This is a genomic window from Streptomyces sp. NPDC006487 (genome assembly GCF_042870555.1).
In the GTDB taxonomy this organism is placed as follows: Bacteria; Actinomycetota; Actinomycetes; order Streptomycetales; family Streptomycetaceae; genus Streptomyces.
This window is the reverse complement of the sequence record NZ_JBIAHN010000013.1, coordinates 155,228-180,420: the sequence shown is the minus strand read 5'-3', so window position 1 is coordinate 180,420 and position 25,193 is coordinate 155,228. Positions and strand designations below refer to the sequence as shown.

23 protein-coding genes and 1 tRNA gene are annotated in these 25,193 nt (G+C 70.8%); 11 read left to right on the top strand and 13 right to left on the bottom strand.

The genetic code is table 11. The features are described from left to right. Positions 1 to 15 precede the first annotated feature (15 nt). Together ACFYM0_RS23940 and ACFYM0_RS23935 are read left to right on the top strand one after the other, a co-directional pair. Positions 16 to 1,479 carry a flotillin family protein gene (locus tag ACFYM0_RS23940; RefSeq protein ID WP_388504599.1) on the top strand — a complete coding sequence of 488 codons (1,464 nt, stop codon included), beginning with the start codon at positions 16 to 18 and terminating at the stop codon, positions 1,477 to 1,479. A 99-nt stretch (positions 1,480 to 1,578) separates the two neighbouring features. Then, the gene (locus ACFYM0_RS23935; RefSeq protein ID WP_388504597.1) at positions 1,579 to 2,088 is read left to right on the top strand and encodes an SRPBCC domain-containing protein; all 510 of its coding nucleotides are present in this window, start codon (positions 1,579 to 1,581) and stop codon (positions 2,086 to 2,088) included. 13 nt (positions 2,089 to 2,101) lie between these two features. Here ACFYM0_RS23935 and ACFYM0_RS23930 read toward each other — a convergent pair whose 3' ends face one another. The 4 genes from ACFYM0_RS23930 to ACFYM0_RS23915 form a co-directional block, all read right to left on the bottom strand. After that, a complete protein-coding gene (locus tag ACFYM0_RS23930; RefSeq protein WP_388504594.1) occupies positions 2,102 to 3,589 on the bottom strand; it encodes a SulP family inorganic anion transporter in 1,488 nt (495 codons plus the stop codon). A 130-nt stretch (positions 3,590 to 3,719) separates the two neighbouring features. Continuing rightward, a tRNA-Pro gene (locus ACFYM0_RS23925) sits at positions 3,720 to 3,793 on the bottom strand. Between the two features lie 40 nt (positions 3,794 to 3,833). After that, positions 3,834 to 4,523: a Pr6Pr family membrane protein gene (locus tag ACFYM0_RS23920; RefSeq protein WP_388504592.1), complete on the bottom strand. Its 690-nt coding sequence runs from the start codon at positions 4,521 to 4,523 to the stop codon at positions 3,834 to 3,836. 36 nt (positions 4,524 to 4,559) lie between these two features. Further along, a complete protein-coding gene (locus tag ACFYM0_RS23915; RefSeq protein WP_388504590.1) occupies positions 4,560 to 5,498 on the bottom strand; it encodes a metallophosphoesterase in 939 nt (312 codons plus the stop codon). 79 nt (positions 5,499 to 5,577) lie between these two features. Between ACFYM0_RS23915 and ACFYM0_RS23910 the strand changes: the two genes are divergently transcribed. Then, the gene (locus tag ACFYM0_RS23910; RefSeq protein ID WP_388504588.1) at positions 5,578 to 6,039 is read left to right on the top strand and encodes a GatB/YqeY domain-containing protein; all 462 of its coding nucleotides are present in this window, start codon (positions 5,578 to 5,580) and stop codon (positions 6,037 to 6,039) included. Positions 6,040 to 6,213: 174 nt separating this feature from the next. Here the strand turns inward: ACFYM0_RS23910 and ACFYM0_RS23905 are convergent, their stop codons facing one another. Then, entirely contained in the window at positions 6,214 to 8,493 is a 2,280-nt protein-coding gene (locus ACFYM0_RS23905; RefSeq protein ID WP_388504585.1) for a transglycosylase domain-containing protein, read from the bottom strand. Positions 8,494 to 8,879: 386 nt separating this feature from the next. Between ACFYM0_RS23905 and ACFYM0_RS23900 the strand changes: the two genes are divergently transcribed. After that, positions 8,880 to 9,230 (top strand): WhiB family transcriptional regulator, encoded by a 351-nt coding sequence (locus tag ACFYM0_RS23900; RefSeq protein ID WP_327254199.1) that lies wholly within the window; start codon positions 8,880 to 8,882, stop codon positions 9,228 to 9,230. A gap of 29 nt (positions 9,231 to 9,259) precedes the next feature. Here the strand turns inward: ACFYM0_RS23900 and ACFYM0_RS23895 are convergent, their stop codons facing one another. Both ACFYM0_RS23895 and ACFYM0_RS23890 read right to left on the bottom strand, forming a co-directional pair. After that, positions 9,260 to 10,627, bottom strand: a complete 1,368-nt coding sequence (locus tag ACFYM0_RS23895) for an ArsA family ATPase (protein ID WP_388504582.1) — start codon at positions 10,625 to 10,627, stop codon at positions 9,260 to 9,262. Next, positions 10,624 to 11,604 carry an ArsA-related P-loop ATPase gene (locus ACFYM0_RS23890; protein ID WP_388504579.1) on the bottom strand — a complete coding sequence of 327 codons (981 nt, stop codon included), beginning with the start codon at positions 11,602 to 11,604 and terminating at the stop codon, positions 10,624 to 10,626. The genes ACFYM0_RS23895 and ACFYM0_RS23890 overlap by 4 nt, the downstream gene beginning before the upstream one ends. A gap of 76 nt (positions 11,605 to 11,680) precedes the next feature. Between ACFYM0_RS23890 and ACFYM0_RS23885 the strand changes: the two genes are divergently transcribed. The 4 genes from ACFYM0_RS23885 to ACFYM0_RS23870 all read left to right on the top strand — a co-directional run bounded on the left by ACFYM0_RS23885 (position 11,681) and on the right by ACFYM0_RS23870 (position 14,410). Continuing rightward, entirely contained in the window at positions 11,681 to 11,845 is a 165-nt protein-coding gene (locus ACFYM0_RS23885; RefSeq protein ID WP_112447450.1) for a DUF4177 domain-containing protein, read from the top strand. Then, positions 11,842 to 12,315: a RidA family protein gene (locus tag ACFYM0_RS23880; RefSeq protein ID WP_266906135.1), complete on the top strand. Its 474-nt coding sequence runs from the start codon at positions 11,842 to 11,844 to the stop codon at positions 12,313 to 12,315. The genes ACFYM0_RS23885 and ACFYM0_RS23880 overlap by 4 nt, the downstream gene beginning before the upstream one ends. A gap of 296 nt (positions 12,316 to 12,611) precedes the next feature. Further along, a complete protein-coding gene (locus ACFYM0_RS23875) occupies positions 12,612 to 13,568 on the top strand; it encodes an NUDIX hydrolase (protein WP_388504575.1) in 957 nt (318 codons plus the stop codon). Continuing rightward, positions 13,565 to 14,410, top strand: coding sequence for an MBL fold metallo-hydrolase (locus tag ACFYM0_RS23870; protein ID WP_388504572.1), 846 nt, complete (start codon positions 13,565 to 13,567; stop codon positions 14,408 to 14,410). Before ACFYM0_RS23875 ends, ACFYM0_RS23870 begins: the two co-directional genes overlap by 4 nt. A 16-nt stretch (positions 14,411 to 14,426) precedes the next feature. On the opposite strand, the gene ACFYM0_RS23865 is transcribed toward ACFYM0_RS23870, so the two are convergent. Next, complete coding sequence (locus ACFYM0_RS23865; protein WP_388504571.1) at positions 14,427 to 15,236, bottom strand: nucleotidyltransferase domain-containing protein; 810 nt, start codon at positions 15,234 to 15,236, stop codon at positions 14,427 to 14,429. A 205-nt stretch (positions 15,237 to 15,441) separates the two neighbouring features. Continuing rightward, complete coding sequence (locus ACFYM0_RS23860) at positions 15,442 to 16,116, bottom strand: Crp/Fnr family transcriptional regulator (RefSeq protein ID WP_003981529.1); 675 nt, start codon at positions 16,114 to 16,116, stop codon at positions 15,442 to 15,444. 397 nt (positions 16,117 to 16,513) lie between these two features. On the opposite strand from ACFYM0_RS23860, the gene nth reads away from it, so the two are divergent. The 3 genes from nth (at position 16,514) to ACFYM0_RS23845 (ending at position 19,481) form a co-directional block, all read left to right on the top strand. Beyond that, positions 16,514 to 17,323 (top strand): endonuclease III, encoded by an 810-nt coding sequence (nth, locus tag ACFYM0_RS23855; protein WP_388504567.1) that lies wholly within the window; start codon positions 16,514 to 16,516, stop codon positions 17,321 to 17,323. A 177-nt stretch (positions 17,324 to 17,500) separates the two neighbouring features. Then, positions 17,501 to 18,265 (top strand): NUDIX hydrolase, encoded by a 765-nt coding sequence (locus ACFYM0_RS23850; RefSeq protein ID WP_388504565.1) that lies wholly within the window; start codon positions 17,501 to 17,503, stop codon positions 18,263 to 18,265. A 13-nt stretch (positions 18,266 to 18,278) separates the two neighbouring features. Then, positions 18,279 to 19,481: a MarP family serine protease gene (locus ACFYM0_RS23845; protein ID WP_388504908.1), complete on the top strand. Its 1,203-nt coding sequence runs from the start codon at positions 18,279 to 18,281 to the stop codon at positions 19,479 to 19,481. A gap of 374 nt (positions 19,482 to 19,855) precedes the next feature. On the opposite strand, the gene ACFYM0_RS23840 is transcribed toward ACFYM0_RS23845, so the two are convergent. The 4 genes from ACFYM0_RS23840 to acs form a co-directional block, all read right to left on the bottom strand. After that, positions 19,856 to 20,824, bottom strand: coding sequence for an alpha/beta fold hydrolase (locus ACFYM0_RS23840; protein WP_388504562.1), 969 nt, complete (start codon positions 20,822 to 20,824; stop codon positions 19,856 to 19,858). Further along, positions 20,821 to 21,279 (bottom strand): phage holin family protein, encoded by a 459-nt coding sequence (locus ACFYM0_RS23835; RefSeq protein ID WP_388504560.1) that lies wholly within the window; start codon positions 21,277 to 21,279, stop codon positions 20,821 to 20,823. Before ACFYM0_RS23835 ends, ACFYM0_RS23840 begins: the two co-directional genes overlap by 4 nt. A gap of 53 nt (positions 21,280 to 21,332) precedes the next feature. Further along, on the bottom strand, positions 21,333 to 22,778 hold the full coding sequence (nhaA, locus tag ACFYM0_RS23830) for a Na+/H+ antiporter NhaA (protein ID WP_388504557.1): 1,446 nt from the start codon (positions 22,776 to 22,778) through the stop codon (positions 21,333 to 21,335). A 206-nt stretch (positions 22,779 to 22,984) separates the two neighbouring features. After that, the gene (gene acs, locus ACFYM0_RS23825) at positions 22,985 to 24,940 is read right to left on the bottom strand and encodes an acetate--CoA ligase (protein WP_388504554.1); all 1,956 of its coding nucleotides are present in this window, start codon (positions 24,938 to 24,940) and stop codon (positions 22,985 to 22,987) included. Positions 24,941 to 25,193 lie beyond the last annotated feature (253 nt).

The window sequence follows — 25,193 nt, the reverse complement described above, 5'->3', positions numbered from 1 at the left end:
CAGGGGAGATCCGTCATGAGTCCAGTCGTCACCGCGGTCGTGGGAGTCTTCGTACTCCTCGTCCTGCTCGCCCTGGTCGTCGTCACGCGCTACAAGGTCGCCGGGCCCAGTGAGGCGTTCCTGATCACCGGCCGGCGCGGCAAGAGCTCCACCGACCCGGAGACCGGGCGGATATCCACCGACAACAGCGGCCAGAAGGTCGTGGTCGGCGGCGGAGTCTTCGTCGTCCCCTTCGTGCAGCAGCGCTACACCCTGGACCTCTCCAGCCGCCACATCCCCGTCGCCGTACGCGGCGCGGTCACCCTGCGCGGCATCAAGGCCAACCTCGAAGGCGTCGCGATCGTCAAGGTCGGCGGCAACGAGGACGCCATCCGGGCCGCGGCACAGCGTTTCCTCCAGCAGCAGGACGGCATCGTCGGCTTCACCCAGGAAGTCCTCTCGGGCGCCCTGCGCGCGATCGTCGGCCGCATGTCCGTGGAGGACATCATCCGTGACCGTGCCGCCTTCGCGGGGCAGGTCGCCGAGGAGGCGGAGGCCAGCCTGTCCGGGCAGGGCCTGGTCCTGGACGCCTTCCAGATCCAGGACATCACCACCGAGGGCTCCTACCTCGAAGACCTCGGCCGTCCCGAGGCCGCCCGCGCCAAGCAGGAAGCCGACATCGCCGAGGCCAACTCCCGCCGCGCCGCCGAGCAGGCCCGCCTGAAGGCGGAGGAGGAGATCGCGGTCGCCGAGCGCACCCTCTACCTGCGCCAGGCGGAGATCAAGGCCGAGACCGACGCGGCCGCGGCCCAGGCCAATGCCGCCGGCCCGCTCGCCGAGGCCGATCGCCAGCAGCAGATCCTCGCCGAGCAGGAGAAGGTGGCCGAGCGGCAGGCCGCCCTGACCGACCGCCAGCTCGACACCCAGGTCCGCAAGCCCGCCGACGCCCGCCGCTACGAGGCCGAGCAGGAGGCGGAGGCCAAGCGCGTGGCCCGCGTCAAGCAGGCCGAAGCCGAACGCCTCGCCGCGATCGCCGCCGCCCAGGGCGAGGCCGAGCGCGCCCGCCTGACGGGTGAGGGCGAGAAGCAGCACCGCTCCGCCCTGGCCGAGGCCGTCCGCCTGGAAGGCGAGGCGGAGGCCGCGGCCATCCTGGCCAAGGGCTCGGCCGAGGCCGAGGCCATGCGGAAGAAGGCCGAGGCCTTCGAGCGGTACGGAGACGCGGCCATGATCCAGATGATGGTCGAGGCGCTCCCGCAGGTCGTGGCCAAGGCCGCGGAACCCCTCTCCGCCATCGACAAGATGACCGTCATCTCCACGGACGGCGCGAGCAAGCTCTCCCGCACGGTCACCGACAACGTCGCCCAGGGCATGGAGCTCCTGAGCTCCACCACCGGCGTCGACTTGGCCCAGCTCCTGAAGGGCCTCACCGCGGCCGCCCCGAAGGCCTCCGCCACACCGGACGCGCCGGCCCCGAACGGAAAGATCGAGATCACCGGCTGACCCCTGGCGAGCCGACCCCTTGGTGAAACGCCCGTGAGGCCCGCTGCCGAGCAGCGGGCCTCACGGCCGCGGCCACCTCGTCGCGGAAGAATGGCCCGCATGACGCCCCCCGAGACTCCCGCGACCGGGACTCCCGCGACTCCCGCGAATCCCGAGACCCCGATGGACACCGTCACACTGGAGCGCCGCATCGCGGCCCGCCCCGAAACCCTCTTCGCCTTCCTCACCGACCGGGAGAAGTGGCTGTCCTGGATGGGTGCCGACGGTACGTTCGCGTTCGAGCCCGGAGGCTCGTACCGCATCCGCGTCACCGGGGAGGACATGGCATCCGGCCGCTTCCTGACGGTCCACCCGCCCGAGCGGCTCGTCTTCACCTGGGGCTGGGAAGAGGGCGGTACGCCCGTCGGGGCGGCCTCCACCACGGTGGAGATCACCCTCGAACCCACGGCCCGGGGCACCCTGCTCCACCTGATCCACAGCGGCCTGCCCACCTCGGAGGCGTGCGAGGCGTACGCGGAGGGCTGGCAGCACTACGTCGACCGCCTCGCACTCCGAGCCGAAGGCGGCGACCCCGGCCCGGACCCGTGGACGCGGCACCCCGCGAGCTGACCGCCACGGCCCGTCAGGAACCCGCGCGCAGCTCGCCGGTGAGGGATCCGTGCATCCGGGCGCTGTCCTCGTTCAGCCCCGTGATCTCCACGCTCTTGCCGCGCCGGCGATACCTCTCCTCGATGGCGTCGAGCGCCGCGACGGAGGACGCGTCCCAGACGTGCGCGCCGGAGAGGTCGATGACGACCGTGCCGGGGTCGCCCGCATAGTCGAACAGCCCGACCAGATCGTTGGACGAGGCGAAGAACAGCGCGCCGGTCACCGAGTACACCACCATGCCCCCGTCGGGGTCGGTGACGGCGGTGACGTCCACGAGGTGCGCCACCCGTTTGGCGAAGACGACCATCGCGGTGACCGACCCGGCGACGACGCCGACGGCGAGGTTGTGGGTGGCGACCACGCAGGCCACGGTCAGCACCATGACGGTGATCTCGCCGGCCGGCATGCGCTTCAGCGTCTTCGGGGCGATGGAGTGCCAGTCGAAGGTCGCGAAGCAGACCATCACCATGACGGCGACGAGCGCCGCCATCGGAATCTCGGAGACCGCCGGCCCGAAGACGATGCACAGCACCATGAGGAACACGCCGGCGAGGAAGGTCGACAGCCGCGTCCGGGCCCCCGACACCTTCACGTTGATCATCGTCTGGCCGATCATGGCGCAGCCGCCCATGCCGCCGAAGAACCCGGTGACGATGTTCGCGACGCCCTGGCCCACGGACTCGCGGGTCTTGCTCGACCGGGTGTCGGTGATCTCGTCGACGAGCTTCGCCGTCATCAGCGACTCCATCAGCCCGACCACCGCCATGGCCAGCGCGTACGGGGCGACGAGCGTCAGCGTGTCCAGGGTGAACGGCACGTCCGGCAGACCGGGGACGGGCAGCGAGGACGGCAGCGCCCCCTTGTCCCCGACGGTCGGTACGGCGATCCCCGCGGCGACCGTGATGCCGGTGAGGATGACGATGGCCACGAGCGGCGCCGGCACCACCTTCGTGACCTTCGGGAAGAACACCATCAGCGCCAGCCCGCCGGCGAGCAGCGGGTAGACGGCCCACGGCACGTTCCGCAGCTCCGGGACCTGGGCCATGAAGACGAGGATGGCGAGGGAGTTGACGAAGCCGACCATCACCGACCGCGGCACGAACCGGATCAGCTTCGCCACCCCGAGCGCCCCGAGCACGATCTGGAAGACCCCGCCGAGGATCACCGCCGCGACCAGGTACCCCAGCCCGTGCTCACGGTTGAGCGGCGCGATCACGAGCGCGACGGCCCCCGTCGCGGCGGAGATCATCGCCGGCCGGCCGCCGACGACCGAGATCACCACGGCCATCGTGAACGAGGAGAACAGCCCGATCGCCGGATCCACCCCGGCGATGACCGAGAAGGAGATCGCCTCGGGTATCAGCGCCAGCGCGACGACCAGACCACCCAGCACCTCGGTCCGCACCAGCTTCGGCGACAACCGCGCGGGCCGCGCGGACAGGGGAGCAGGAAAGGAAGACACGGGCACGGACCTCAGGTTCGGCGAGAACACCCCACCCCCCGGCGAGCGGGTGCGCGGAGAACAGTCTCCGCAGACGCAGGAAGGGCCTGACCCACTAAGTGGATCAAGCCCTTGACCTGGTCTTACGAAGTCGGGGTGGCGGGATTTGAACCCACGACCTCTTCGTCCCGAACGAAGCGCGCTGCCAAGCTGCGCTACACCCCGATGTCCACCCTTGCAGCGCTTGCTGCCCTGGCGACATCGATTACTTTAGCGGACCCTCGGCCGGAGACGAAATCCGGTTTTCGCGTGGCGGGCGGTAGCGGTCCGCGATGACCAGGGCGAGGCCGACGGCGTAGAAGACGAGGCCGAGGACCACCGCGTTCAGGGCGACCCTCGCGTAGCCGTACTGGGCGGCGTCGATGAAGGGGTAGGTGTAGCGGCTCGGGACGTCGGGGGAGAGGAGGGCACCGCGGATCAGCGCGAAGACCACGTAGAGCAGGGGGTACGCCAGCCACTGCGCGGCGTAGCGCGGGCGCAGGGTGCGCGGGGCCGTGAGGAAGAGGAAGTCCAGGACGGCGCCGATGGGGGTGACCGTGTGGAGGAGCTGGTTGGCGACGGACTTCGCGCCCGACAGCTTGTCCAGGGAGTCGAGCACGTTGAAGGGGCTCGACGGGTTGGCCAGGACCAGGTGGAAGACCAGCCCGGTGATCAGGATGAAGAGGAGGACCCCGCCCCGCCAGAAGGGGGCCACGTCCGGCTCGCGCCGGTGGAGGCGGTGGGCCGAGAGCCCGAAGGTCACCGCGACCAGGATGTTGGTCCAGATCGTGAAGAAGCTCAGGACCACGGGCACGCTGCCGTACGCGCACTCGATGACCAGGCCGGTGCCGGCCGCGGCCGCGATCAGCGCGCGGAAGGCGACGGTCGGCAGGCGGAGTGCGGCGGGTGTGATCATCCTGTCAACGTACCCGCAGGACCGGGCCGGACCGCGTCAGGCCTTCGGGGTCAGAGTCAGCAGTGTCGCTTCGGGCGGGCACGCGAAGCGCACCGGGGTGAAGCGGTTGGTCCCGCAGCCCGCCGACACGTGGAGGTACGCGCGCTGCCCCTGCGTCTCGTGCGTCGAGAGGCCCTTCACCCGCTTGGTGTCCAGGTCGCAGTTGGTGACGAGCGCCCCGTAGAAGGGGATGCACAGCTGCCCGCCGTGCGTGTGGCCGGCCAGGATCAGCGGGTACCGGTCCGCGGTGAAGGATTCGAGGACGCGCAGGTACGGGGCGTGGACCACGGCCATCGAGAAGTCCGCGTCGGCCTCCGGCCCGCCCGCGACCTTCGCGTACCGGTCGCGCTTGATGTGCGGGTCGTCCAGGCCGGTGAAGGCCAGCTCCAGCCCGTCGAGCTTGAGCCGGCCCCGGGTGTTGGTGAGGTTCAGCCAGCCGGCCGCGTCGAAGGCGTCCCGCATTCCCTCCCACGGGTTGTGGACGGCCCCGACGACCGGCGCGTTGCCGTTCAGCCCGTGCCGGCCCTGCGTCTTCTCCAGCAGGTAGCGGCCGGGGTTGCGCAGCCGGGGCCCGTAGTAGTCGTTCGAGCCGAAGACGTACACGCCGGGGAATTCCATCAGCGGGCCGAGCGCGTCGAGCACTTCCGGCACGCCTTCCGTGTCGGAGAGGTTGTCGCCCGTGTTCACCACGAAGTCGGGGCGAAGCCCGGCGAGGGACTGCAGCCAGGCGCGCTTCTTGCGCTGCCCGCCGACCATGTGGATGTCCGAGACCTGCAGGACGCGCAACGGGCGCATCCCCTGCGGGAGCACGGGAACCGTGACCCGGCGCAGGCGGAAGGAACGGGCTTCGAAACCGGCGGCATAGGCCAGACCGGCGGCCCCCGCCGCGGCGATCCCGGCGGTGACCTTCAGGGGTACTCCGTAACGCGCACGCATGCCCACATGTTCGCAGACCCGGCAAGCACGCCGGGAAACCGGCGGGCGCCCGGGCCCCCGTACCTGGCAGACTCGGGGCATGACCACGCTCAAGGCCAAGCTGCAGGAAGACCTCACCACCGCCATCCGCGCGCGCAACGAGCTCGCCTCGTCCACGCTGCGCCTGACCCTCTCCGCCATCACCAACCAGGAAGTCGCGGGCAAGGAAGCCCGGGTGCTCTCCGACGAGGAAGTCCTCAAGGTGATCGCCAAGGAGGCGAAGAAGCGCCGCGAGGCCGCGGACGCCTTCGCGCAGGGTGGCCGTCCCGAGCAGGCCGCGCGGGAGACCGCCGAGGGCGAGTTCCTCGACACCTACCTCCCCCAGCAGCTCGGCGAGGCGGAGCTCGATGCGATCGTGGCGCAGGCCGTCGAGGAGGCCAAGGCGGCGGGCGCCGAGGGGCCGCGGGCCATGGGCGCCGTGATGAAGATCGTGAACCCGAAGGTCGCGGGTCTGGCGGAGGGCGGGCGCGTCGCCGCCGCCGTCAAGAAGCACCTGTCCTAGCCGTTCCGGTACGCGGGCCCCGCAAGGCAAACAGGGAGGGCCCCCACCGATCCGGATGCGGATCTGGTGGGGGCCCTCCCCCGCTTTTCCCTACGAGGAGTTCCTGTGGGGGTTCCTGTGGGGTTCCCTACGCGGGTTCCCCACGCGGGTTCCCCACGGCTTCGCCGGCGGGTCCTAGTCGCGACCGCCGATGACGCCCGGCGGGAGGGTGATCCCGCCGAGCGGGTCGGTCCCGCCCGTGCCGCCGTCCGTCCCGCCGCTGTTCCCGCCGGAGTTCCCTCCGGACGTCTGCCCGCCGGGCCGCCCGTCACCGGGCTTGCCGTCCCCCCGACCGGGCTTGCCGGGCTTGTTGGGCTTGCCGCTGGGCTTGCCGCCGGGGGAGGGGCTCGGGGTGTCGGGGATGTTCACCGTGACGAAGCTCGGGGCCTCGCGGCCGGAGAGCGCGCCGGAGACCGCCTGCTTCCAGATCGGGCCGGGCAGGCCACCACCGAAGACCTTGTCGTAGTACTGGCCGCCGATGGTGATGTTCTCCATCGACACCTGCTTGGCGCCGCCGGAGCCGACCCAGGTCGCGCCGGACATGTTCGGGGTGTAGCCGACGAACCAGGCGTTGTAGCGGCTGTCGGTGGTACCCGTCTTGCCCGCGTTCTCCCGGTCCTTCAGGCCCGACTGCTGGCCCGTACCGGAGTCGACCACGCCGAGCAGCAGCGTGTTGATGGTGTCGGCGGTCCGCTCGGTCATCGCACGGCCGCACTTGGACTTCGGGACCGTCAGCGCCTTGCCGTGCGAGTCGGTGATCGACTCGATGGTGACCGGGGTGCAGTACACGCCGCGGTTGGCGAAGGTGGCGTAGGCGTTGGCCATGGTCAGCGGGGACATGCCCTGACTGCCGAGCGCGATGGCGGGGACCTCGGGGAGCTTGACGCCGTCGGCCTGGATCACGCCGAGCTTGGTGGTCATCTCGGTCACGGGGCACAGGCCCACCTCGGAGATCATCTCCACGAAGTAGGTGTTGACCGACTTGGCCATCGCCTCCTTCATCCCGTACGGGCCGACCTCGGACTCGGTCTCGTTCTCCACCTTCGCCCGGTCGGTGTTGACCCAGGGCTTGTCGCCGCAGGTCCGCACGGGGCTCGGGTAGTCCATGTCGTACGGGGACTGGTACATCTTCGTCGGCGGCAGTCCGCCTTCGAGGGCCGCGGCCGCGACGAACGGCTTGAAGGTGGAGCCGGTCGGGAAGCCGAAGTTCGAGCCGCCCATCTTCTTGTCCACCGAGAAGTTGATCTGGGTCTCGTTCTTGCCGAAGCCGTACGGCTTGGACTGCCCCATGGCGAGGACCCGCCCGGTGCCGGGCTGGACGAGGGTGACGGCCGTGGCGACCTTGTCGTCCTGGTCCACGTGGTCCTTGATGGACTCGTTGACGGAGTCCTGCGACTGCGGGTCCAGGGTCGTACGGACGGTCAGGCCGCCCTGGTTCCAGACCTTGGCCCGGTCCTCGCGGGTCTTCCCGAAGGCGGTGTCGTCGAGGAAGGTGTTGCGCACGAAGTCGCAGAAGAAGCCCGCGCCCTTGACGGCGGTGATGCAGCCGTTCTTCGGCTTGGTCACCTTCAGCGCGACCGGCTTCGCCTTCGCGGCGTCCGCCTCGGCCTGAGAAATATCCCTTATGTCCGCCATGCGCTGAAGGACGACGTTGCGTCGCTTCATCGCCTCCTGCGAGTCGTTCAGCGGGTCGTACCGGCTCGGCGACTGCACCACGCCCGCCAGGAGCGCCGACTCGTCCAGGGTCAGGTCCTTGGCGGACTTGCTGAAGTAGCGCCGGGCGGCGGATTCGATTCCGTACGCCTGCTGCCCGAAGTACGTGATGTTGAGGTAGTTCTCGAGGATCTTCTTCTTCCCGAGCTCCTCCTCGACCTGGATCGAGTACTTCAGCTCGCGGATCTTGCGTCCGAGGCTCTTCTCCTGGGCCTCGCGCACCTTCGTCTCGTCGTCGCCGGCCTCTTCGACGAAGACGTTCTTCACGTACTGCTGCGTCAGCGTCGACGCGCCCTGGGCCGCGCCGCCCTCCTGGGCATTGCGGTTGACCGCACGCAGGATGCCCTTGAGGTCGATCGCCCCGTGTTCGTAGAAGCGGGAGTCCTCGATCGCGACGATGGCCTTCTGCATGTACGGGGACATGGCCGTGATCGGGACCACCTGCCGGTCACGTGAATAGACCGTGGCGATCAGGCCACCCTCGGAGTCCAGAATCGTGGTGCGCTGACTCAACGGTGGTGTCTTCAGATTGGCCGGGATCTCATCGAACCCCTCGACCGTGCCCTTGGCCGCGAGCCCCAGGGCGCCGGCGCCCGGGATCGCGATCCCCGCGAGTACAACTCCGGAGAGAACGGACACACCGAGGAACTTGGCGGCCTGCTGTGGCCCCGTGAGCCCGCCGCCCGAGCGCTTCTTTCCCATAGAGGGCAGCCTACGTTCTCATTCGCCGGACACGCGCGAATGCCTTGGCCTAAGCTGTCCTCAACTGTCACAGCAGTGCGGTGGGACATCAACCCCCCGGCTTGTTTTTCACCCTTCCCGAATGGGGTGGACGCATGTCCGAATCTAGCCTCCTGTGATCAGCGTGCCCCGTCGATTTCACCCAAATCGCCGGAATGGTCGGGCATGTCGCAGGATCACTCCGTCGGGTGATCTGCCGCTTACCCATAGTCCGTTCGGACCATTCAAGATTGGGCCCGTCGGGGGTGTTGCACTGTGCCCACCTTCCGTAACGTCCTCAACTGGCAGCGGTGAATATGCCGCTACCGCCGTGGGGGAGCCTCGATTCGGGAGAGGACGGCGCCGGGATGGGCTGGGTTACCGACTGGAGTGCGCAGGCAGCCTGCCGCACTACCGATCCGGATGAACTGTTCGTTCAAGGAGCGGCACAGAACAGGGCCAAGGCGGTGTGCACCGGATGTCCGGTGCGGACCGAGTGCCTGGCCGACGCGCTCGACAACCGTGTCGAGTTCGGAGTGTGGGGCGGAATGACCGAGCGGGAACGACGTGCGCTGTTGCGCCGGCGTCCCACCGTCACCTCGTGGCGGCGACTGCTCGAAACCGCACGCACGGAGTACGAGCGCAGTACGGGCATCCTCACCATGGATGCCGATGAGGAGATCGACGTTCCGTACGAGGCGTACCTGGCAGCCGGGTAGACCACCCGGGCGCCAAGTCGTAGGAACGCCTAAGCTCCGGCCGGAACCCCGGCCGCGAGTCGCTCTCCGATGGCCCGCAGCCCGGCGAGGTCGTGTACGTCGCCGGGCAGGGCAGCCACTTCGGCCACCGCCACTTCGGGGTGCAGCGAGGTGAAGCGGTCACGCGTGCGCTGTTCGCGCGCGATGACCTGCATGCGCTCCGCGTGCAGGCGGAGCAGTCCTGCCGTGATCACATCCACGTCGGCGTCCGCGCCGGCGTGTGCGTCGGCCTCCACGGCGACGTCCTGGTCGACGTCTACGGCGTCGGTGCCGGTCTCTCGCGCGGTGCGGGGGGCGGTGTCGGAGTCGGAGGCGGAGGCGGAGCCGGGGTCCGTAGAGTCACGAAGTCCAGCTTTCCCGGACTCCTGATCCACAATGCGGCCTTCTTCAAGATTCTCCGCAGCGGCCAACGCCCGCTCCGCCGACAGCTGTTCGGCGCCGCTGCCGTGCACCCGGTTCAGTACGAGCCCGGCCAGCGGCATCCGCTCGGCGGCCAGCCGCTCCACGAAGTACGCGGCCTCGCGCAGCGCGTCCGGTTCGGGCGCGGAGACCACGAGGAACGCCGTGCCGGGAGCCTGGAGGAGCTGGAAGGTCGCGTCCGCACGGGTGCGGAACCCTCCGAACATGGTGTCCATGGCGGCCACGAAGGTCTGTACGTCCTTCAGCAGCGAGGCACCCATCAGCTTGCTCAGCGTGCCCGTCATCATCGACATGCCGACATTGAGGAACTTCATCCCCGCCCGGCCGCCCACCTTCGCCGGAGCCATCAGCACCCGGATGAACTTCCCGTCCAGGAAGGACCCCAGGCGCCCCGGCGCGTCCAGGAAGTCCAGCGCGGAGCGGCTCGGCGGGGTGTCCACCACGATCAGGTCCCAGTCGTCCCGGGCCCGCAGCTGCCCCAGCTTCTCCATCGCCATGTACTCCTGCGTGCCCGCGAAGCCGGCCGACAGGGACTGGTAGAAGGGGTTCGCGAGGATGGCCTCGGCGCGTTCGGGGTCGGAGTGGCCCTCGACGATCTCGTCGAAGGTCCGCTTCATGTCGAGCATCATGGCGTGCAGTTCACCGCCGGCGGCGCCCTGGACGTCCTTCACCCTGCGCGGGGTGTTGTCGAGCGAGTCGATCCCCATCGACTGGGCCAGCCTGCGCGCCGGGTCGATGGTCAGGACCACCACCTTGCGCCCGCGCTCGGCCGCCCGTACCCCGAGCGCCGCCGCGGTCGTGGTCTTGCCGACGCCGCCCGCACCGCAGCACACGATGATCCGGGTCTGCGGATCGTCCAGCAGCCGGTCGACGTCCAGCCGCGGGGGAGCGTCCATCTTCGCCTCCATCTTCGCTTCCACCGTCCCGGCCTCGCTCATTCCTCGCCCACCTGCTTGCGCAGCTCCGCGGCGAGCCCGTAGAGCCCGGCCAGGTCCATCCCCGAGCCGAGCAGGGGGAGTTCGTACGTCGGCACGTCCAGCCCCGCCAGTACGGCGCGCTGGGCGCGCTCCAGCTCCACCCGGCTCGCGTGCTCCGAGGCCTGCGCGAGCAGCGGGTCCACCAGCCGTTCGGCCAGCCCGCCGCGCCGGGCGCTGCCGAGGCCGGCCCGGGACAGCGCCCGGGAGACGTCCGAGCGCCGCTCGCCGGCGGCGGCGCGCAGGGCGTCCTCGTCGAGGTGGTGCGGCCGGACCATGTTGACGACGACCCGCCCCACCGGCAGGCCCGCCTGCTGGAGTTCCGCGATCCCGTCGGCGGTCTCCTGCACGGGCATCTCCTCCAGCAGGGTGACCAGGTGCACGGCCGTCTCGGGGGACTTGAGCACCTTCATGACGGCCTGCGCCTGGTTGTGGATCGGCCCGAACCGGGCCAGGCCCGCCACCTCGTCGTTGACGTTCAGGAAGCGGGTGATCCGGCCGGTCGGCGGAGCGTCCATGATCACGTGGTCGTAGACGAACCGGCCGGACTTGTCCTTGCGGCGGACCGCCTCGCACGCCTTGCCCGTCAGGAGCACGTCCCGCAGCCCGGGCGCGATGGTCGTCGCGAAGTCGATGGCGCCGAGCTTCTTGAGGGCCCGGCCGGCCGAGCCGAGCTTGTAGAACATCTGGAGGTAGTCCAGGAGCGCCCGCTCCGCGTCGATGGCGAGCGCGTAGACCTCCCCGCCGCCCGAGGCGACGGCGATCTTCCGGTCCTCGTAGGGGAGCGCCTCCGCCCCGAAGACCTGGGCGAGGCCCTGCCTGCCCTCGACCTCCACGAGAAGAGTCCGCTTGCCCTCGCGTGCGAGGGCGAGCGCGAGTGCCGCGGCGACCGTGGTCTTGCCGGTGCCGCCCTTGCCGCTGACCACCTGGAGCCTGCTCACAGGGCCCGAGCCTAATTCCTCCCGTGCGGCGGCGGTGGTGGCGGGGCCCCGCACGGCAGGCACTACGCTCGCTCCCATGACCAAGAAGTTCGAATACGCGACCGTCCCGCTGCTGGTCCACGCCACCAAGCAGATCCTGGACACCTGGGGCGAGGACGGCTGGGAGCTCGTCCAGGTCGTCCCCGGGCCGAACAACCCCGAGCAGCTCGTGGCCTACCTGAAGCGGGAGAAGGCGGCATGAGCGGAGTCGTCGAGGCGAAGCTGGCCGAACTCGGCCTGACCCTCCCCGAGGTCGTCCCGCCGCTGGCCACGTACCAGCCGGCCGTGCGGTCGGGTGCCTACGTGTACACCGCGGGTCAGCTCCCGATGGTCAAGGGCAACCTGCCGGTCACCGGCAAGGTCGGCGCCGAGGTCTCGGCGGAGCAGGCCAAGGAGCTGGCCGCGACCTGTGCGCTGAACGCCCTGGCCGCGGTGAAGTCCGTCATCGGCGACCTCGACAAGATCGCGCGCGTCGTGAAGGTGGTCGGCTTCATCGCCTCCGCCCCCGACTTCACGGCCCAGCCGGGCGTGTTGAACGGCGCGAGCGAGCTGCTGGGCGCCGTCCTCGGCGACAAGGGCGTCCACGCCCGCAGCGCGGTCGGCGTGGCGGTCCTCCCGCTGGACGCCCCGGTCGAGATCGAGATCCAGGTCGAGCTGGTCCCGGGAGCCTGATCCCAGCGTTCTCACGCCGGCGGGGCTGGATGCATCCAGCCCCGCCGGCGTTTGCTTTTCAGCCGTCCGGCGTTTGAGGACCGGGGTCTGGGGCGGAGCCCCAGGGTCTTCACGGGTCCGGGCAGCGCCCGGGGGACGGTGGAAGGGCGGTAGGGGACTCCGCCCCGCGCAGCGGCAAGGGTTGCAGCGGGGACTCCGCCCCGCGCAGCGGCCCACCCGCAGCCGGACAGGCCCCGCGCAGCGGTGTGCGGAGGCCGCCCCTCGAACATCGGCCCGGATGCCCGTAGCATCCCGCCATGCCGAATGGTCAGTACGGTCAGCAAGAGACCTCCGCCGGAGGTCAGTGGTACCCCCCGGAGTGGCCCGACCGGATCCGCGCCCTCGCGGACGGCGCCCTCACCCCGGTGGAACCGAGGCGCGCCGCCACCGTGATGCTGCTGCGCGACACCCCCGACGGCCCCGCCGTGCACATGCTGCGCCGCCGCGCCGAGATGGCCTTCGCCGGAGGCGCCTACGCGTATCCCGGCGGCGGTGTGGACCCCCGCGACGAGGACCACCTCATCGGCTGGGCCGGCCCGAGCCGCGCCGAGTGGGCCGAGCGGATGGGCACCGACCCCGCCACCGCCCAGGCGATCGTCTGCGGAGCCGTCCGCGAGACCTTCGAGGAGGCCGGGGTCCTGCTCGCGGGCGAGTCCGCGGACACCGTCGTCGGCGACACCACCGGCGAGGACTGGGAGGCCGCCCGCGCGGCCCTGGTCGCCCGTGAGCTGTCCTTCGCCGAGTTCCTCGACCGCCGTGGCCTCGTCCTGCGCTCCGACCTGCTCGGCGCGTGGGCCCGCTGGATCACCCCGGAGTTCGAGCCGCGCCGCTACGACACCTGGTTCTTCGTCGCGGCCCTCCCCGAAGGCCAGCGCACCCGCAACGCCTCCACCGAGGCCGACCGCACGGTCTGGATCCGCCCCGCCGACGCCGCCGCCGGCTACGACAAGGGCGAGCTGCTGATGATGCCGCCCACCATCACCACCCTGCGCTCCCTGGAGCCGTACGGGAGCCCCGCCGAGGCCCTCGCCGCGGCCGGCGCCCAGGACCTGACCCCGGTCCTCGCCAAGGCCACCCTCACGGACGGGGAGCTCGTGCTCAGCTGGCCGGGCCACGACGAGTTCACCAAGCGCGTCCGCCTCACAGGTGCCGCCCCCGCGGGGCCGGGCCACGCGGAGCCCGGCCCCGCGAACCCGGGGGGAGCCCCCGCATGACCGATGCCGCCGCCCTGCCCGGCCAGCCCCGCGGGCTGGTCGTCTCCGGGCCCGCCACCGCCCGCGCGGTGAACGTCCTGGCCCCGAACGCCTCCGCGATGACCCTCGACGGCACCAACACCTGGCTCGTCTCCGAGCCCGGCTCCGACCTGGCCGTGGTGATCGACCCCGGCCCGCTGGACGACGTACACCTGTGCGCGGTGATCGCCGCCGCCGAGCGGGCGGGCAAGCGGGTCGCGCTCACCCTCCTCACCCACGGACACCCCGACCACGCGGAGGGCGCGGCCCGCTTCGCCGAGCTGACCCGGACGAAGGTCCGCGCCCTGGACCCGGCCCTGCGCCTGGGAGACGAGGGTCTGGCCGCCGGGGACGTCATCCGCACGGGCGGTCTGGAACTGCGCGTGGTGCCGACGCCCGGCCACACCGCGGACTCGCTCTGCTTCCACCTGCCGGCCGACCGAGCGGTCCTGACCGGTGACACGATCCTGGGGCGCGGCACCACCGTCGTCGCGCACCCCGACGGGCGGCTCGGCGACTACCTGGACTCCCTGCGCCGGCTGCGTTCGCTGACGGTCGACGACGGGGTCCACACGGTGCTCCCGGGGCACGGGCCGGTCCTGGACGACGCGCAGGGCGCGGTGGAGTTCTACCTCGCCCACCGGGCCCACCGCCTCGCGCAGATCGAGACGGCGGTCGAGAACGGCCTGACCACCCCCGAGGCGGTCGTCGCCCACGTCTACGCCGATGTGGACCGGTCGCTGTGGCCGGCCGCGGAGTGGTCCGTACGCGCGCAGCTGGAGTACCTGAAGGAGCACGGGCTGATCCCCGGGGCTCCCGAGTGAGCGGGCAGGGGGCGGGCTAGCCCGCCGGGCGGGGAGTCTTCTTCCCGTGCCGGGCCGTGTACTCGTCCGCGAGCCACGGCCCGAGGTCCTCGACGTAGGCGCGCAGCACGGCCGGGTCGGCGACCGGGTCCAGTGCGGCGGCGGCCGCGGCGCGCATCTGGTCGGCGCGCTCCGGGTAGTACTGCCCGAACGCCTCCGCCGACTCGGTGAGGTCGCTGGTCCAGCCGCCCCACCGAGGCATGACGAGGGTGAACCCGGTCCGTACGAGGTGCCGGGAGACGCCCCGGCACAGCTTCCGGTACTCCTCGGGCGTGGCCGCCTCGCGGATCCGCTCGCGCACCTTGGGCAGCAGCTCGGCGAGGTCGCCGTTGGTCTCGCGGGCGAGCAGGCCGTCCGGCCGGTAGCGGGGCAGGTGCTCGGCCAGGTCCGCGCCGAGCAGCGGGGTGCACAGGCAGGCGAGGAACCAGCCCAGGTCGTAACGTTCCTGCTCGCTCAGCAGCCGGTCCTTGCCGTACAGCAGGATCCCGACCCCTTCGATCTCCGCGAACTCCTCGTCGAGGCCGCGCGCCAGAGCCTCGGTGGTGTCGCGGTCCTCCTCGCCGGGCGCGTGGTGCAGGGCGATCAGCAGGTCGAGGTCGGACCGCCCGGGCCGGGCCGTCCCGCGCGGCACGGACCCGTACAGGTAGGCGCTGTGCAGCCGTCGCCCGTACGCCTCCCCGATCCGCTTCCGCGCGGCGGCGACGAGTCCCCGGAACTCGGCCTGCACTTGCCCGAGCGAGCCTTCGCGCTCGAAGTACCCGTACGCGTCGAGGCCTCTGTGCTCCATGGGTCCACTGTGCCTCGCCGCAGGCTCCGGGCCTCCTGACAAAACGCCGGGGTTCCTCCCCTCGGGACCGATGCGCAGCCAAAATCAGCCCCGCCGGCGTTTGGGGCGCGGGGGCGCGGGGGCAGAGCCCCGGAACGGCGCCGCAGGTACACGAAAAGGGGCCCCGCCCGACCGGGCAGGACCCCTCGACCAGCCAAGACCAGCGTCAGCGCGACCGCTTCGCCAGCCGCTCCACGTCCAGCAGGATCACCGCGCGGGCCTCGAGGCGGAGCCATCCGCGTCCCGCGAAGTCGGCCAGTGCCTTGTTCACGGTCTCGCGCGAGGCGCCGACGAGCTGGGCCAGCTCCTCCTGCGTGAGGTCGTGCACCACGTGGATGCCTTCCTCCGACTGCACGCCGAAGCGGCGCGACAGGTCGAGGAGCGCACGGGCGACGCGGCCCGGAACGTCGGAGAAGACCAGGTCGGACATCTGGTCGTTGGTCTTGCGCAGGCGCCGCGCGACGGCGCGCAGCAGCGCGGTCGCCACCTCGGGCCGGGCGTTCAGCCAGGGCTGGAGGTCTCCGTGACCCAGACCCAGCAGCTTGACCTCGGTCAGCGCCGTGGCGGTGGCGGTGCGCGGGCCCGGGTCGAACAGCGACAGCTCGCCGATCAGCTCTCCGGGGCCGAGGACGGCCAGCATGTTCTCGCGGCCGTCGGGGGAGGTGCGGTGAAGCTTCACCTTGCCCTCGGTGACGACGTAGAGCCGGTCACCGGGGTCGCCCTCGTGGAACAGGGCGTCACCACGTGCGAGGGTCACCTCGCCCATGGAGGCGCGGAGCTCCGCGGCCTGCTCGTCATCGAGCGCCGCGAAGAGCGGGGCACGCCGCAGTACGTCGTCCACGAGTCTCTCTCCTATGTCGACCAGCCGGGGGATCGCTCCCCCATTTTGCCGGACGGCTCAAACAGTGCGATCAATCACGTTCATCACAAGGATGCCGGACGTACGGGTGTGCTGTGCGGCGAGAGGCCGATCGGGGTGGTGTTACCTGAGGTCCGGGGCGGCCGTCGCCGCCGTGTCCCGGACCTGCGGGGTGTCCAACAGGCCGGTGAGAGCACAGGCCAAGGGGTCCGGGGGAGTGACGGCGACAGTAAATTCAGCCGTGGGCGAACACGGCCTGGTGGGAGCCCTCCCGGAGCAGTCACCCCCGCTTCAGGGCAAAACTTCGGCCAAGAAACCCCCGCCGGGCGGAGCTCACGTCCGGCCACGGGCGGAGGGCCGCGCGGCGTAGCCTTCGGGGATGGCAGAGAGCAAGGTCAAGAAGGCCGGGACGAAGCCGGAGAGCCATCTGGCGATGGTGCGGCGAGCACGCAGGATCAACCGCGAGCTGGCGGAGGTCTACCCGTACGCGCACCCGGAGCTCGACTTCCGCAACCCCTTCGAGCTGCTGGTCGCCACCGTCCTGTCCGCGCAGACCACCGACCTGCGCGTGAATCAGACGACCCCGGCCCTTTTCGCCGCGTACCCGACCCCCGAGGACATGGCCGGAGCCGATCCGGAGGCGCTGGAGGAGATCATCCGGCCGACCGGGTTCTTCCGGGCGAAGGCCAAGTCCCTGCTCGGCCTCTCACAGTCCCTGCGCGACAACTTCGGCGGTGAGGTGCCGGGCCGGATCGAGGACCTGGTGACGCTGCCCGGGGTGGGCCGCAAGACGGCGAACGTGGTCCTCGGCAATGCCTTCGGCGTCCCCGGCATCACGGTCGACACCCACTTCGGGCGCCTGGTGCGGCGCTGGAAGTGGACCGAGCAGGAGGACCCGGAGAAGGTCGAGGCGGAGATCTGCGCGATCTTCCCGAAGAGCGAGTGGACGATGCTCTCGCACCGCGTCGTCTTCCACGGCCGCCGGATCTGCCATTCCCGCAAGCCCGCCTGCGGGGCCTGCCCGATCGCACCGCTCTGCCCGGCCTACGGGGAGGGCGAGACCGACCCGGAGAAGGCCGCGAAGCTCCTGAAGTACGAGAAGGGCGGCCAGCCCGGCCAGCGCCTGACCCCGCCCCCGGACTACCCGGGCCTCCCGGCGCTACCGCTGGGCGGCTCCTCCGCCCCGTGAGCAGCCCCGCGGCCTCTTCGAGCGCAGCCGCGTCCCGTCCGGCCCCGGCCAGATCCAGCCCCTCCGGCGTTTGAGGAGCGGGGGGTCCGGGGGCCGGCCCCTGGCAACGGACCCGCAGTGCCAGGAACGAATCGCTACCCGCACCGCGTTTGGCGGTGTGGGGGAACACGGACAGGGGTGCCTATGACAGAGGCCACGCAGAACCGCCAGGCGGGCACCGCCGCGCAGGAAGTTCCGTACGGCGGCCCGTACGACACCCGGAGCGGCCGGCGCGGAAGCACCGAGCTCCGTACCCAAGGCCTGCCCGACTGGCTGGACCCCGTCGTCGGGGCGGCCCGGACGGTGCGGCCCACCCAGCTCAGCCGGTTCCTGCCGCCGGAGGACGGCCGCGGCCGCCAGTCCGCCGTACTGATCCTCTTCGGCGAGGGCCCCCGCGGCCCCGAGCTGCTGCTGATGGAGCGCGCCGGCACCCTGCGCTCGCACCCCGGCCAGCCCTCCTTCCCCGGCGGCGCCCTCGACCCCGAGGACGGCGACCCGCACACCACCGGCCCGCTGCGCGCCGCGCTGCGCGAGGCCGAGGAGGAGACCGGTCTGGATCCGGCCGGGGTCCAGCTCTTCGGGGTGCTGCCCCGCCTCTACATTCCGGTCAGCGAGTTCGTCGTGACCCCGGTGCTCGGCTGGTGGCGCGCCCCCAGCCCGGTCGGCGTGGTCGACCCGGCCGAGACCGCCCGCGTCTTCACGGTGCCCGTGGCCGATCTCACGGACCCCGAGCACCGTGTCACCGTCGTGCACCCCGGCGGCTTCCAGGGCCCGGCCTTCACCGTGGAATCGGCTCTGGTCTGGGGTTTCACCGCCGGGGTGATCGACCGGATCCTGCACTTCGCCGGCTGGGAGCGCCCCTGGGACCGGTCCCGGGAAGTCCCGCTCGACTGGCGCGCATGAGACGGTGACCTCTGTGAACGTGCTGGACATCTTGTTGCTGCTCGCCGCCGTGTGGTTCGCGATCGTCGGCTACCGCCAGGGGTTCGTCGTCGGCATCCTGTCGGTGATCGGCTTCCTCGGCGGTGGTCTCGTCGCCGTGTCCTTGCTGCCCCTGATCTGGGACCGGGTCACCGACAACGGCACCCAGGTGTCCACCACCGTCGTCGTCATCGCCGTGGTCGTGATCATCATCTGTGCCTCGATCGGCCAGGCGCTGACCACCCACCTGGGCAACAAGCTCCGGCGCCACATCACGTGGTCGCCGGCGCGCGCGCTCGACGCGACGGGCGGCGCCCTGGTGAACGTGGTCGCGATGCTGCTGGTGGCCTGGCTGATCGGGTCCGCGCTCGCCGGTACGTCACTTCCCACGCTGGGCAAGGAAGTCCGCAACTCCAAGGTGCTCCTCGGTGTCTCCCGGGTGCTCCCGGCGCAGGCGAACACCTGGTTCTCGGACTTCAGCTCCACACTGGCCCGCAACGGCTTCCCGCAGGTCTTCAGCCCGTTCTCCAACGAGCCGATCACCGAGGTCAAGCCGCCGGACCCGCTGCTCGCGCGCAGCCCCGTGGCCGAGTACGCCAAGCAGTCGATCGTGAAGGTCGTCGGCACGGCGCCCGCGTGCAGCAAGGTGCTGGAGGGCACCGGCTTCGTCTTCGCGCCGGGCAAGGTGATGACCAACGCGCACGTCGTCGGCGGGGTCGCCGAACCGACCGTGCAGGTCGGTGGGGAGGGCAAGCTCTACGACGGCAAGGTCGTGCTCTACGACTGGGAGCGCGACATCGCCGTCCTGGACGTGCCCAAGCTGAAGGCGCCGGCGCTGGAGTTCACCGACAAGGACGCGGTGAGCGGCAGCGACGCCATCGTCGCGGGCTTCCCGGAGAACGGCGCCTACGACGTCCGCTCGGCCCGCATCCGTGGCCGGATCAACGCCAACGGCCCGGACATCTACCACCGGGGAACCGTGCGACGGGACGTCTACTCCCTGTTCGCGACGGTCCGCCAGGGCAACTCCGGCGGTCCGCTGCTGACGCCCGAGGGCAAGGTGTACGGAGTCGTCTTCGCGAAGTCCCTCGACGACCCCAACACCGGTTACGCCCTGACCACGGACGAGATCCGCGAGGACATCCGGATCGGCGAGACGGCGAACCAGCGGGTCGGCAGCCAGGGCTGCGCCCTCTGAGCCCACAGGAGCCTTGAGGGGCCCCGTGGCCCTGTCGGACCCCGGAACCCCTGCCCTGGCCCCTGTCTACGTACGCTGGTGCCTGAGCCGGGCGGAGACCCAGCGGGCCCGCCGGCGCAGGATGCGCGGAATCCCGAGTCGGGGGTCGTCGTGGCCTTCGCGGCCCTGCCCCCTGTGCGTGCCCGGCGTGACCGTCGAGCGGCGTTCGTGTGCGGTGTCACCGTAGTCGTGCGTCCAGCCCATACTCCGAGCTGTGCCCGGGGCCCAAGGTCGGTAATCGCGTTCGGGGCGGCCAATTGGCCTATGCGTCAGGCAATTGAATGCTTGTCATATAAGCGACGGTCCGACTCGGTGGTCCGGCCCAGCGGTCCGGCTCAGCGGTCCGGCTCGGGATCCTTCAGCCAGTTGACCAGCTCGGTCGAGAACGCCGTCGGGTCCTCCTCGTGCGGGAAGTGCCCGAGCCCGTCGAAGAGCCGCCAGCGGTACGGGGCTTCGACGTACTGCCCGGACCCCGCCGCACTCCGCGTGCGCATCACCGGATCGAGCGAGCCGTGCAGGTGCAGCGTCGGCACCCGCACCGGCCGCTTCATGCGCCGGTTGAACTGCAGGCCGTCGGGCCGGGCCATGGACCGCATCATCCAGCGGTACGGCTCGACCGAGCAGTGCGCGGTGGAGGGGATGCACATCGCACGCTGGTACACCGCGACGTCGTCCTCCTCGGGGAGCCGGGGACCCGACCAGTCGCGGATCAGTTCGCCGACGAGCGCTCCGTCGTCGGCGACGAGCTGACGCTCCGGCACGAACGGCCGCTGGAAGCCCCAGATGTGCGAACTGGCGCGGGTCTGTCCGAAGTCGGACAGCATCGCGGAGCGCCACCGGCGCGGGTGCGGCATCGAGGACACCACCAGCCGGCGCACCAGCTTCGGCCGCATGACCGCCGCCGTCCAGGCGAGGTAGCCGCCCAGGTCATGCCCGACGAGGGCGGCGTCGGGCTCGCCGAGGGACCGTACGACCCCGGTGATGTCGAGCGCCAGGTTGGCCGGGTCGTAGCCGCGCGGGGTGCGGTCGCTGCCGCCCACCCCGCGCAGGTCCATCGCGACTGCCCGGTAGCCCGCGTCGGCCAGCGCGGTCATCTGGTGCCGCCACGTCCACCAGAACTGCGGGAAACCGTGCAGGAGCAGCACCAGCGGTCCGTCACCCAGCTCGGCGACGTGGAACCGCGCCCCGTTGGCCGCGACGTCCCGGTGCGTCACTTCTCGCCCGCCGGGGATGGCGATCCGGACCGCCGTGGCGGCGGTGGGGGGCGTACCGAACGTGCCGGAATCGGACGAGGGGGCTGTCATGAAGACGAGCGTGCCACACCCACGGCGTTGTCACTGACCGACCGGGCGTGGGGCTTGACGGTACCGACGAGGGCCGCGGTCTCCTTGACGGAGGCGATGGTCTTCACCGGCGGCTTGATCTTCTTGAACTTCGCCATGGCGATCAGACCGATCACGCCCGCGAGCAGCCAGAACGCCACACCGACGATCAGGAGGGACCAGGCCAGGCCGAGCCCGAGGTTGTGGATCCCGTACGCCGCGGCGAAGCTCAGCACCGGCAGCGAGAAGAGCAGGAGCACGCCCGCGACGATGGCGGCGCCGCTGCCGATGCCCGCGCGCTTGACGTCCTGCTTGATCTCCACCTTGGCGAGGGCGATCTCGTCGTGCACCAGGGCGGACATCTCGGCGGTGGCCGAGGCGACCAGCTGGCCGAGTGTGCGCTCGGCTCCTGGGGCCCCTTGGTCCACTGCGCTCATCGCTCTCTCCCTCTGTCGTCCGACTGCGACGGCTGTCCTGTCGTCAGGTCAGATCATGCCGGACGGCCGCCGTCGGCGCTGGACCCGCCCGGAGCTTCGGCCGCGGCGCCCTGCGCACCGGCGGCGGCCTCCTCGGCCCTGCGCAGGTGCTCCGCGGCCTTGGCTTCGTAGATCTTCGCCATCCGCAGGTGGTAGTCCGGCTTGTCCTGCTCGTAGATGTCGGGGATGCCGTCGAGGTCCTCGTCGCGCTCCTCGTCCTCGGTGAGCGCCTTGTACTTCCGGTTGCGCATCTTCAGCAGGATGCCCGCGAAGACCGCGGCGATCAGCGAGCCGATCAGGACGGCGGCCTTGACCTCGTCGGCGAGGACCAGGTCGTCGGTGAAGGCGAGCTCGCCGATCAGCAGCGAGACGGTGAAGCCGATGCCGGCGAGCGAGGCGACGGCGAACACGTCCGGCCAGGCGAGGTCGTCATTGAGCTCGGCCTTGGTGAAGCGGGCGGCGAGCCAGGTGCCGCCGAAGATGCCGAACGTCTTGCCGACGACGAGGCCGAGCACCACGCCGAGGGTCTCGGGCCGGGTGAAGACCTGGCCGATGGCCTCGTCGGAGAGGGACACGCCGGCCGAGAAGAGGGCGAAGAGCGGTACGGCGAGACCGGCCGAGACGGGACGGACCAGGTGCTCGATGTGCTCGCCGGGGGAGTGCTCCTCGCCCTCCTTGCGGTGGCAGCGCAGCATCAGACCCATGGCGACACCGGCGATGGTGGCGTGGACGCCGCTGTTGTACATCAGGCCCCAGATGACCAGGGCGAGCGGGACGTAGACGTACCAGCCGCGCACGTTCACGCGGAGCAGGAACCAGAAGAGGACCAGGCCGGCGACCGCGCCGCCGAGCGCCAGGAAGTTGATCTCGCTGGTGAAGAACACCGCGATGATCATGATGGCGAACAGGTCGTCGACGACGGCCAGGGTCAGCAGGAACGCGCGCAGCGCGGACGGCAGGGAGGTGCCGATGACGGCGAGGACGGCGAGCGCGAAGGCGATGTCGGTGGCGGTCGGGACCGCCCAGCCGTCCGTGGAGCCGTTGCCGAGCACGTTGGTCAGTACGTAGACCAGCGCGGGCACGGCCATGCCGCAGATCGCGGCGATCACCGGGAGCGCGGCCGCCTTGGCGTCGCGCAGGTCGCCCGCGACGAGCTCGCGCTTGAGCTCGATGCCGGCGACGAAGAAGAAGACGGCGAGCAGGCCGTCGGCCGCCCAGTGCTGGAGCGAAAGGTCCAGGCCGAGGGAGGCGGGCCCGATGTGGAAGGAGCGGACGCTGTCGTAGCTCGCCGAGATGGCGGGCACGTTCGCCCAGATGAGGGCGGCGATCGCGGCCGCGAGGAGGAGGACGCCGCCGACCGTCTCGGCGCGCAGGGCGTCGGCCACGAAGCGGCGCTCGGGCAGCGAGAGGCGTCCGAGGAGCTTGCGGTTCTGGCTGTCGGTGGGGGTGGGCGCGGCCACGGGTGGGACCTCCGGGGTGGGTTGGACGGCATGGCGAAGCACGTTGCCGACCAGACTTCCCGGCGCACCCTGTGGAGTAATTTTTTACGCTCTTAACACTTTACAGGGTGTACGCATGGGCGTATCCGGTGATCGTCACTTTATGCGCGAAAGGGGCATCCGGCGCGGCGCGCCGAATGCCCCTCCCTCACGTGCCGTACGGGGTGTCAGTCCTCGCTGCCGGCTGCCGGCAGCTTGCTCTGGATCAGGTCCATGACCGAGGAGTCCGCGAGCGTGGTGACGTCACCGACCGCGCGGTTCTCGGCCACGTCGCGCAGCAGGCGGCGCATGATCTTGCCCGAGCGGGTCTTCGGCAGCTCCTGCACCGGCAGGATCCGCTTCGGCTTGGCGATCGGGCCGAGCGTGGCACCCACGTGGTTGCGCAGCTCGCCGACCAGCGTGTCCGTCTCGGAGGCGCTGCCGCGCAGGATGACGAAGGCCACGATGGCCTGGCCGGTGGTCTCGTCGTTCGCGCCGACGACCGCCGCTTCGGCGACCGAGGGGTGCGAGACGAGAGCCGACTCCACCTCGGTGGTCGAGATGTTGTGGCCGGAGACGAGCATGACGTCGTCGACGCGGCCGAGGAGCCAGATGTCGCCGTCCTCGTCCTTCTTGGCGCCGTCGCCCGCGAAGTACTTGCCCTCGAAGCGCGACCAGTACGTGTCGATGTACCGCTGGTCGTCGCCCCAGATGGTGCGCAGCATCGACGGCCACGGCTCGGTGAGGACCAGGTAGCCGCCTCCGCCGTTCGGGACCTCGTTCGCCTCGTCGTCCACGACGGTGGCGGCGATTCCGGGCAGTGCGCGCTGCGCCGAGCCGGGCTTGGTCTGGGTGACGCCGGGCAGCGGGGAGATCATCATCGCGCCGGTCTCGGTCTGCCACCACGTGTCCACGATCGGGCAGCGGTCGCCGCCGATGTGCTTGCGGTACCAGATCCAGGCCTCGGGGTTGATCGGCTCGCCGACCGAGCCCAGCACGCGCAGGCTCGACAGGTCGAACTTCGCGGGGATGTCGTCGCCCCACTTCATGAAGGTACGGATCGCGGTCGGCGCGGTGTAGAGGATGGTGACGCCGTACTTCTGCACGACCTCCCAGAACCGGCCCTGGTGCGGGGTGTCCGGCGTGCCCTCGTACATCACCTGGGTGGCGCCGTTGGCGAGCGGCCCGTAGACGATGTAGGAGTGCCCGGTCACCCAGCCGATGTCGGCGGTGCACCAGTAGACGTCGCTCTCCGGCTTCAGGTCGAACACCGCGTGGTGGGTGTACGAGGCCTGCGTGAGGTAGCCGCCGGAGGTGTGCAGGATGCCCTTGGGCTTACCCGTGGTCCCCGAGGTGTAGAGGATGAAGAGCGGGTGCTCGGCGTCGAAGGCCTGCGGCGCGTGCTCCGTGCTCTGGCGCTCGACGATCTCGTGCCACCAGACGTCCCGGCCCTCGGTGAAGGCGGTGTCCTGGCCGGTGCGGCGCACCACGAGGACGTGCTCGACCTGCGGGCACTTGGCGACGGCCTCGTCGATGGCGGGCTTCAGGGCGGAGGGCTTGCCCCGGCGGTAGCCGCCGTCGGAGGTGATGACCAGCTTCGCGTCGGCGTCCTGGATGCGGGAGGCGACGGCGTCGGCGGAGAAACCGCCGAAGACGACCGAGTGCGCGGCGCCGACGCGGGCGCACGCGAGCATCGCGACGACCGCCTCGGGGATCATCGGCAGGTAGACGGCGACCCGGTCGCCGGCCTGTACGCCCAGCTCGGTCAGGGCGTTCGCGGCCCGGGAGACCTCGTCCTTGAGCTCGGCGTAGGTGATCGAGCGGCTGTCGCCGGGCTCGCCCTCGAAGTGGATGGCCACGCGGTCGCCGTTGCCGGCCTCGACGTGGCGGTCCACGCAGTTGTACGCGACGTTCAGCTTGCCGTCCGCGAACCACTTCGCGAAGGGCGGGTTGCTCCAGTCGAGCGTTTCGGTGGGCTCGGTGTCCCAGCTCAGCCGCCGCGCCTGCTCGGCCCAGAAGCCCAGCCGGTCCGCATCGGCCTGTGCGTACGCAGCCTCAGTCACATTGGCGGCGGCGGCCAGATCGGCGGGCGGTGCGAACCGCCGCTCCTCCTTGAGCAGATTGGCCAGGCTTTCATTGCTCACGACGCATCTCCCTTTCCCAGGGTGTCCGTTGTGTCCCCGGTTGTGTCCCCGGGCATAGCTCATCAGTCAATGGCCCGGGTGACAAGAGGTTGCCGGGAATTGGTGTAGACCTATTACCCGGCCGGGCCCACGCACGAGTGGCCCCCTCCCGCTACAGGGTGCGGGAAGGGGCCACTCAGTGGCACGGATACGGGAGGGTATCGGTTCAAAGCTCCCGCTCGGAGGGCTGCTACCCGTTCAGCCGGTCGGCCGG

Coding starts and splice junctions, on each gene's coding strand:
- ACFYM0_RS23940 (WP_388504599.1), top strand. CDS start 16: ATGAGTCCAGTCGTCACCGCGGTCGTGGGAGTCTTCGTACTCCTCGTC.
- ACFYM0_RS23935 (WP_388504597.1), top strand. CDS start 1,579: ATGACGCCCCCCGAGACTCCCGCGACCGGGACTCCCGCGACTCCCGCG.
- ACFYM0_RS23920 (WP_388504592.1), bottom strand. CDS start 4,523: ATGATCACACCCGCCGCACTCCGCCTGCCGACCGTCGCCTTCCGCGCG.
- ACFYM0_RS23915 (WP_388504590.1), bottom strand. CDS start 5,498: ATGCGTGCGCGTTACGGAGTACCCCTGAAGGTCACCGCCGGGATCGCC.
- ACFYM0_RS23910 (WP_388504588.1), top strand. CDS start 5,578: ATGACCACGCTCAAGGCCAAGCTGCAGGAAGACCTCACCACCGCCATC.
- ACFYM0_RS23905 (WP_388504585.1), bottom strand. CDS start 8,493: ATGGGAAAGAAGCGCTCGGGCGGCGGGCTCACGGGGCCACAGCAGGCC.
- ACFYM0_RS23900 (WP_327254199.1), top strand. CDS start 8,880: ATGGGCTGGGTTACCGACTGGAGTGCGCAGGCAGCCTGCCGCACTACC.
- ACFYM0_RS23895 (WP_388504582.1), bottom strand. CDS start 10,627: ATGAGCGAGGCCGGGACGGTGGAAGCGAAGATGGAGGCGAAGATGGAC.
- ACFYM0_RS23885 (WP_112447450.1), top strand. CDS start 11,681: ATGACCAAGAAGTTCGAATACGCGACCGTCCCGCTGCTGGTCCACGCC.
- ACFYM0_RS23880 (WP_266906135.1), top strand. CDS start 11,842: ATGAGCGGAGTCGTCGAGGCGAAGCTGGCCGAACTCGGCCTGACCCTC.
- ACFYM0_RS23875 (WP_388504575.1), top strand. CDS start 12,612: ATGCCGAATGGTCAGTACGGTCAGCAAGAGACCTCCGCCGGAGGTCAG.
- ACFYM0_RS23870 (WP_388504572.1), top strand. CDS start 13,565: ATGACCGATGCCGCCGCCCTGCCCGGCCAGCCCCGCGGGCTGGTCGTC.
- ACFYM0_RS23865 (WP_388504571.1), bottom strand. CDS start 15,236: ATGGAGCACAGAGGCCTCGACGCGTACGGGTACTTCGAGCGCGAAGGC.
- nth (WP_388504567.1), top strand. CDS start 16,514: ATGGCAGAGAGCAAGGTCAAGAAGGCCGGGACGAAGCCGGAGAGCCAT.
- ACFYM0_RS23840 (WP_388504562.1), bottom strand. CDS start 20,824: ATGACAGCCCCCTCGTCCGATTCCGGCACGTTCGGTACGCCCCCCACC.
- ACFYM0_RS23835 (WP_388504560.1), bottom strand. CDS start 21,279: ATGAGCGCAGTGGACCAAGGGGCCCCAGGAGCCGAGCGCACACTCGGC.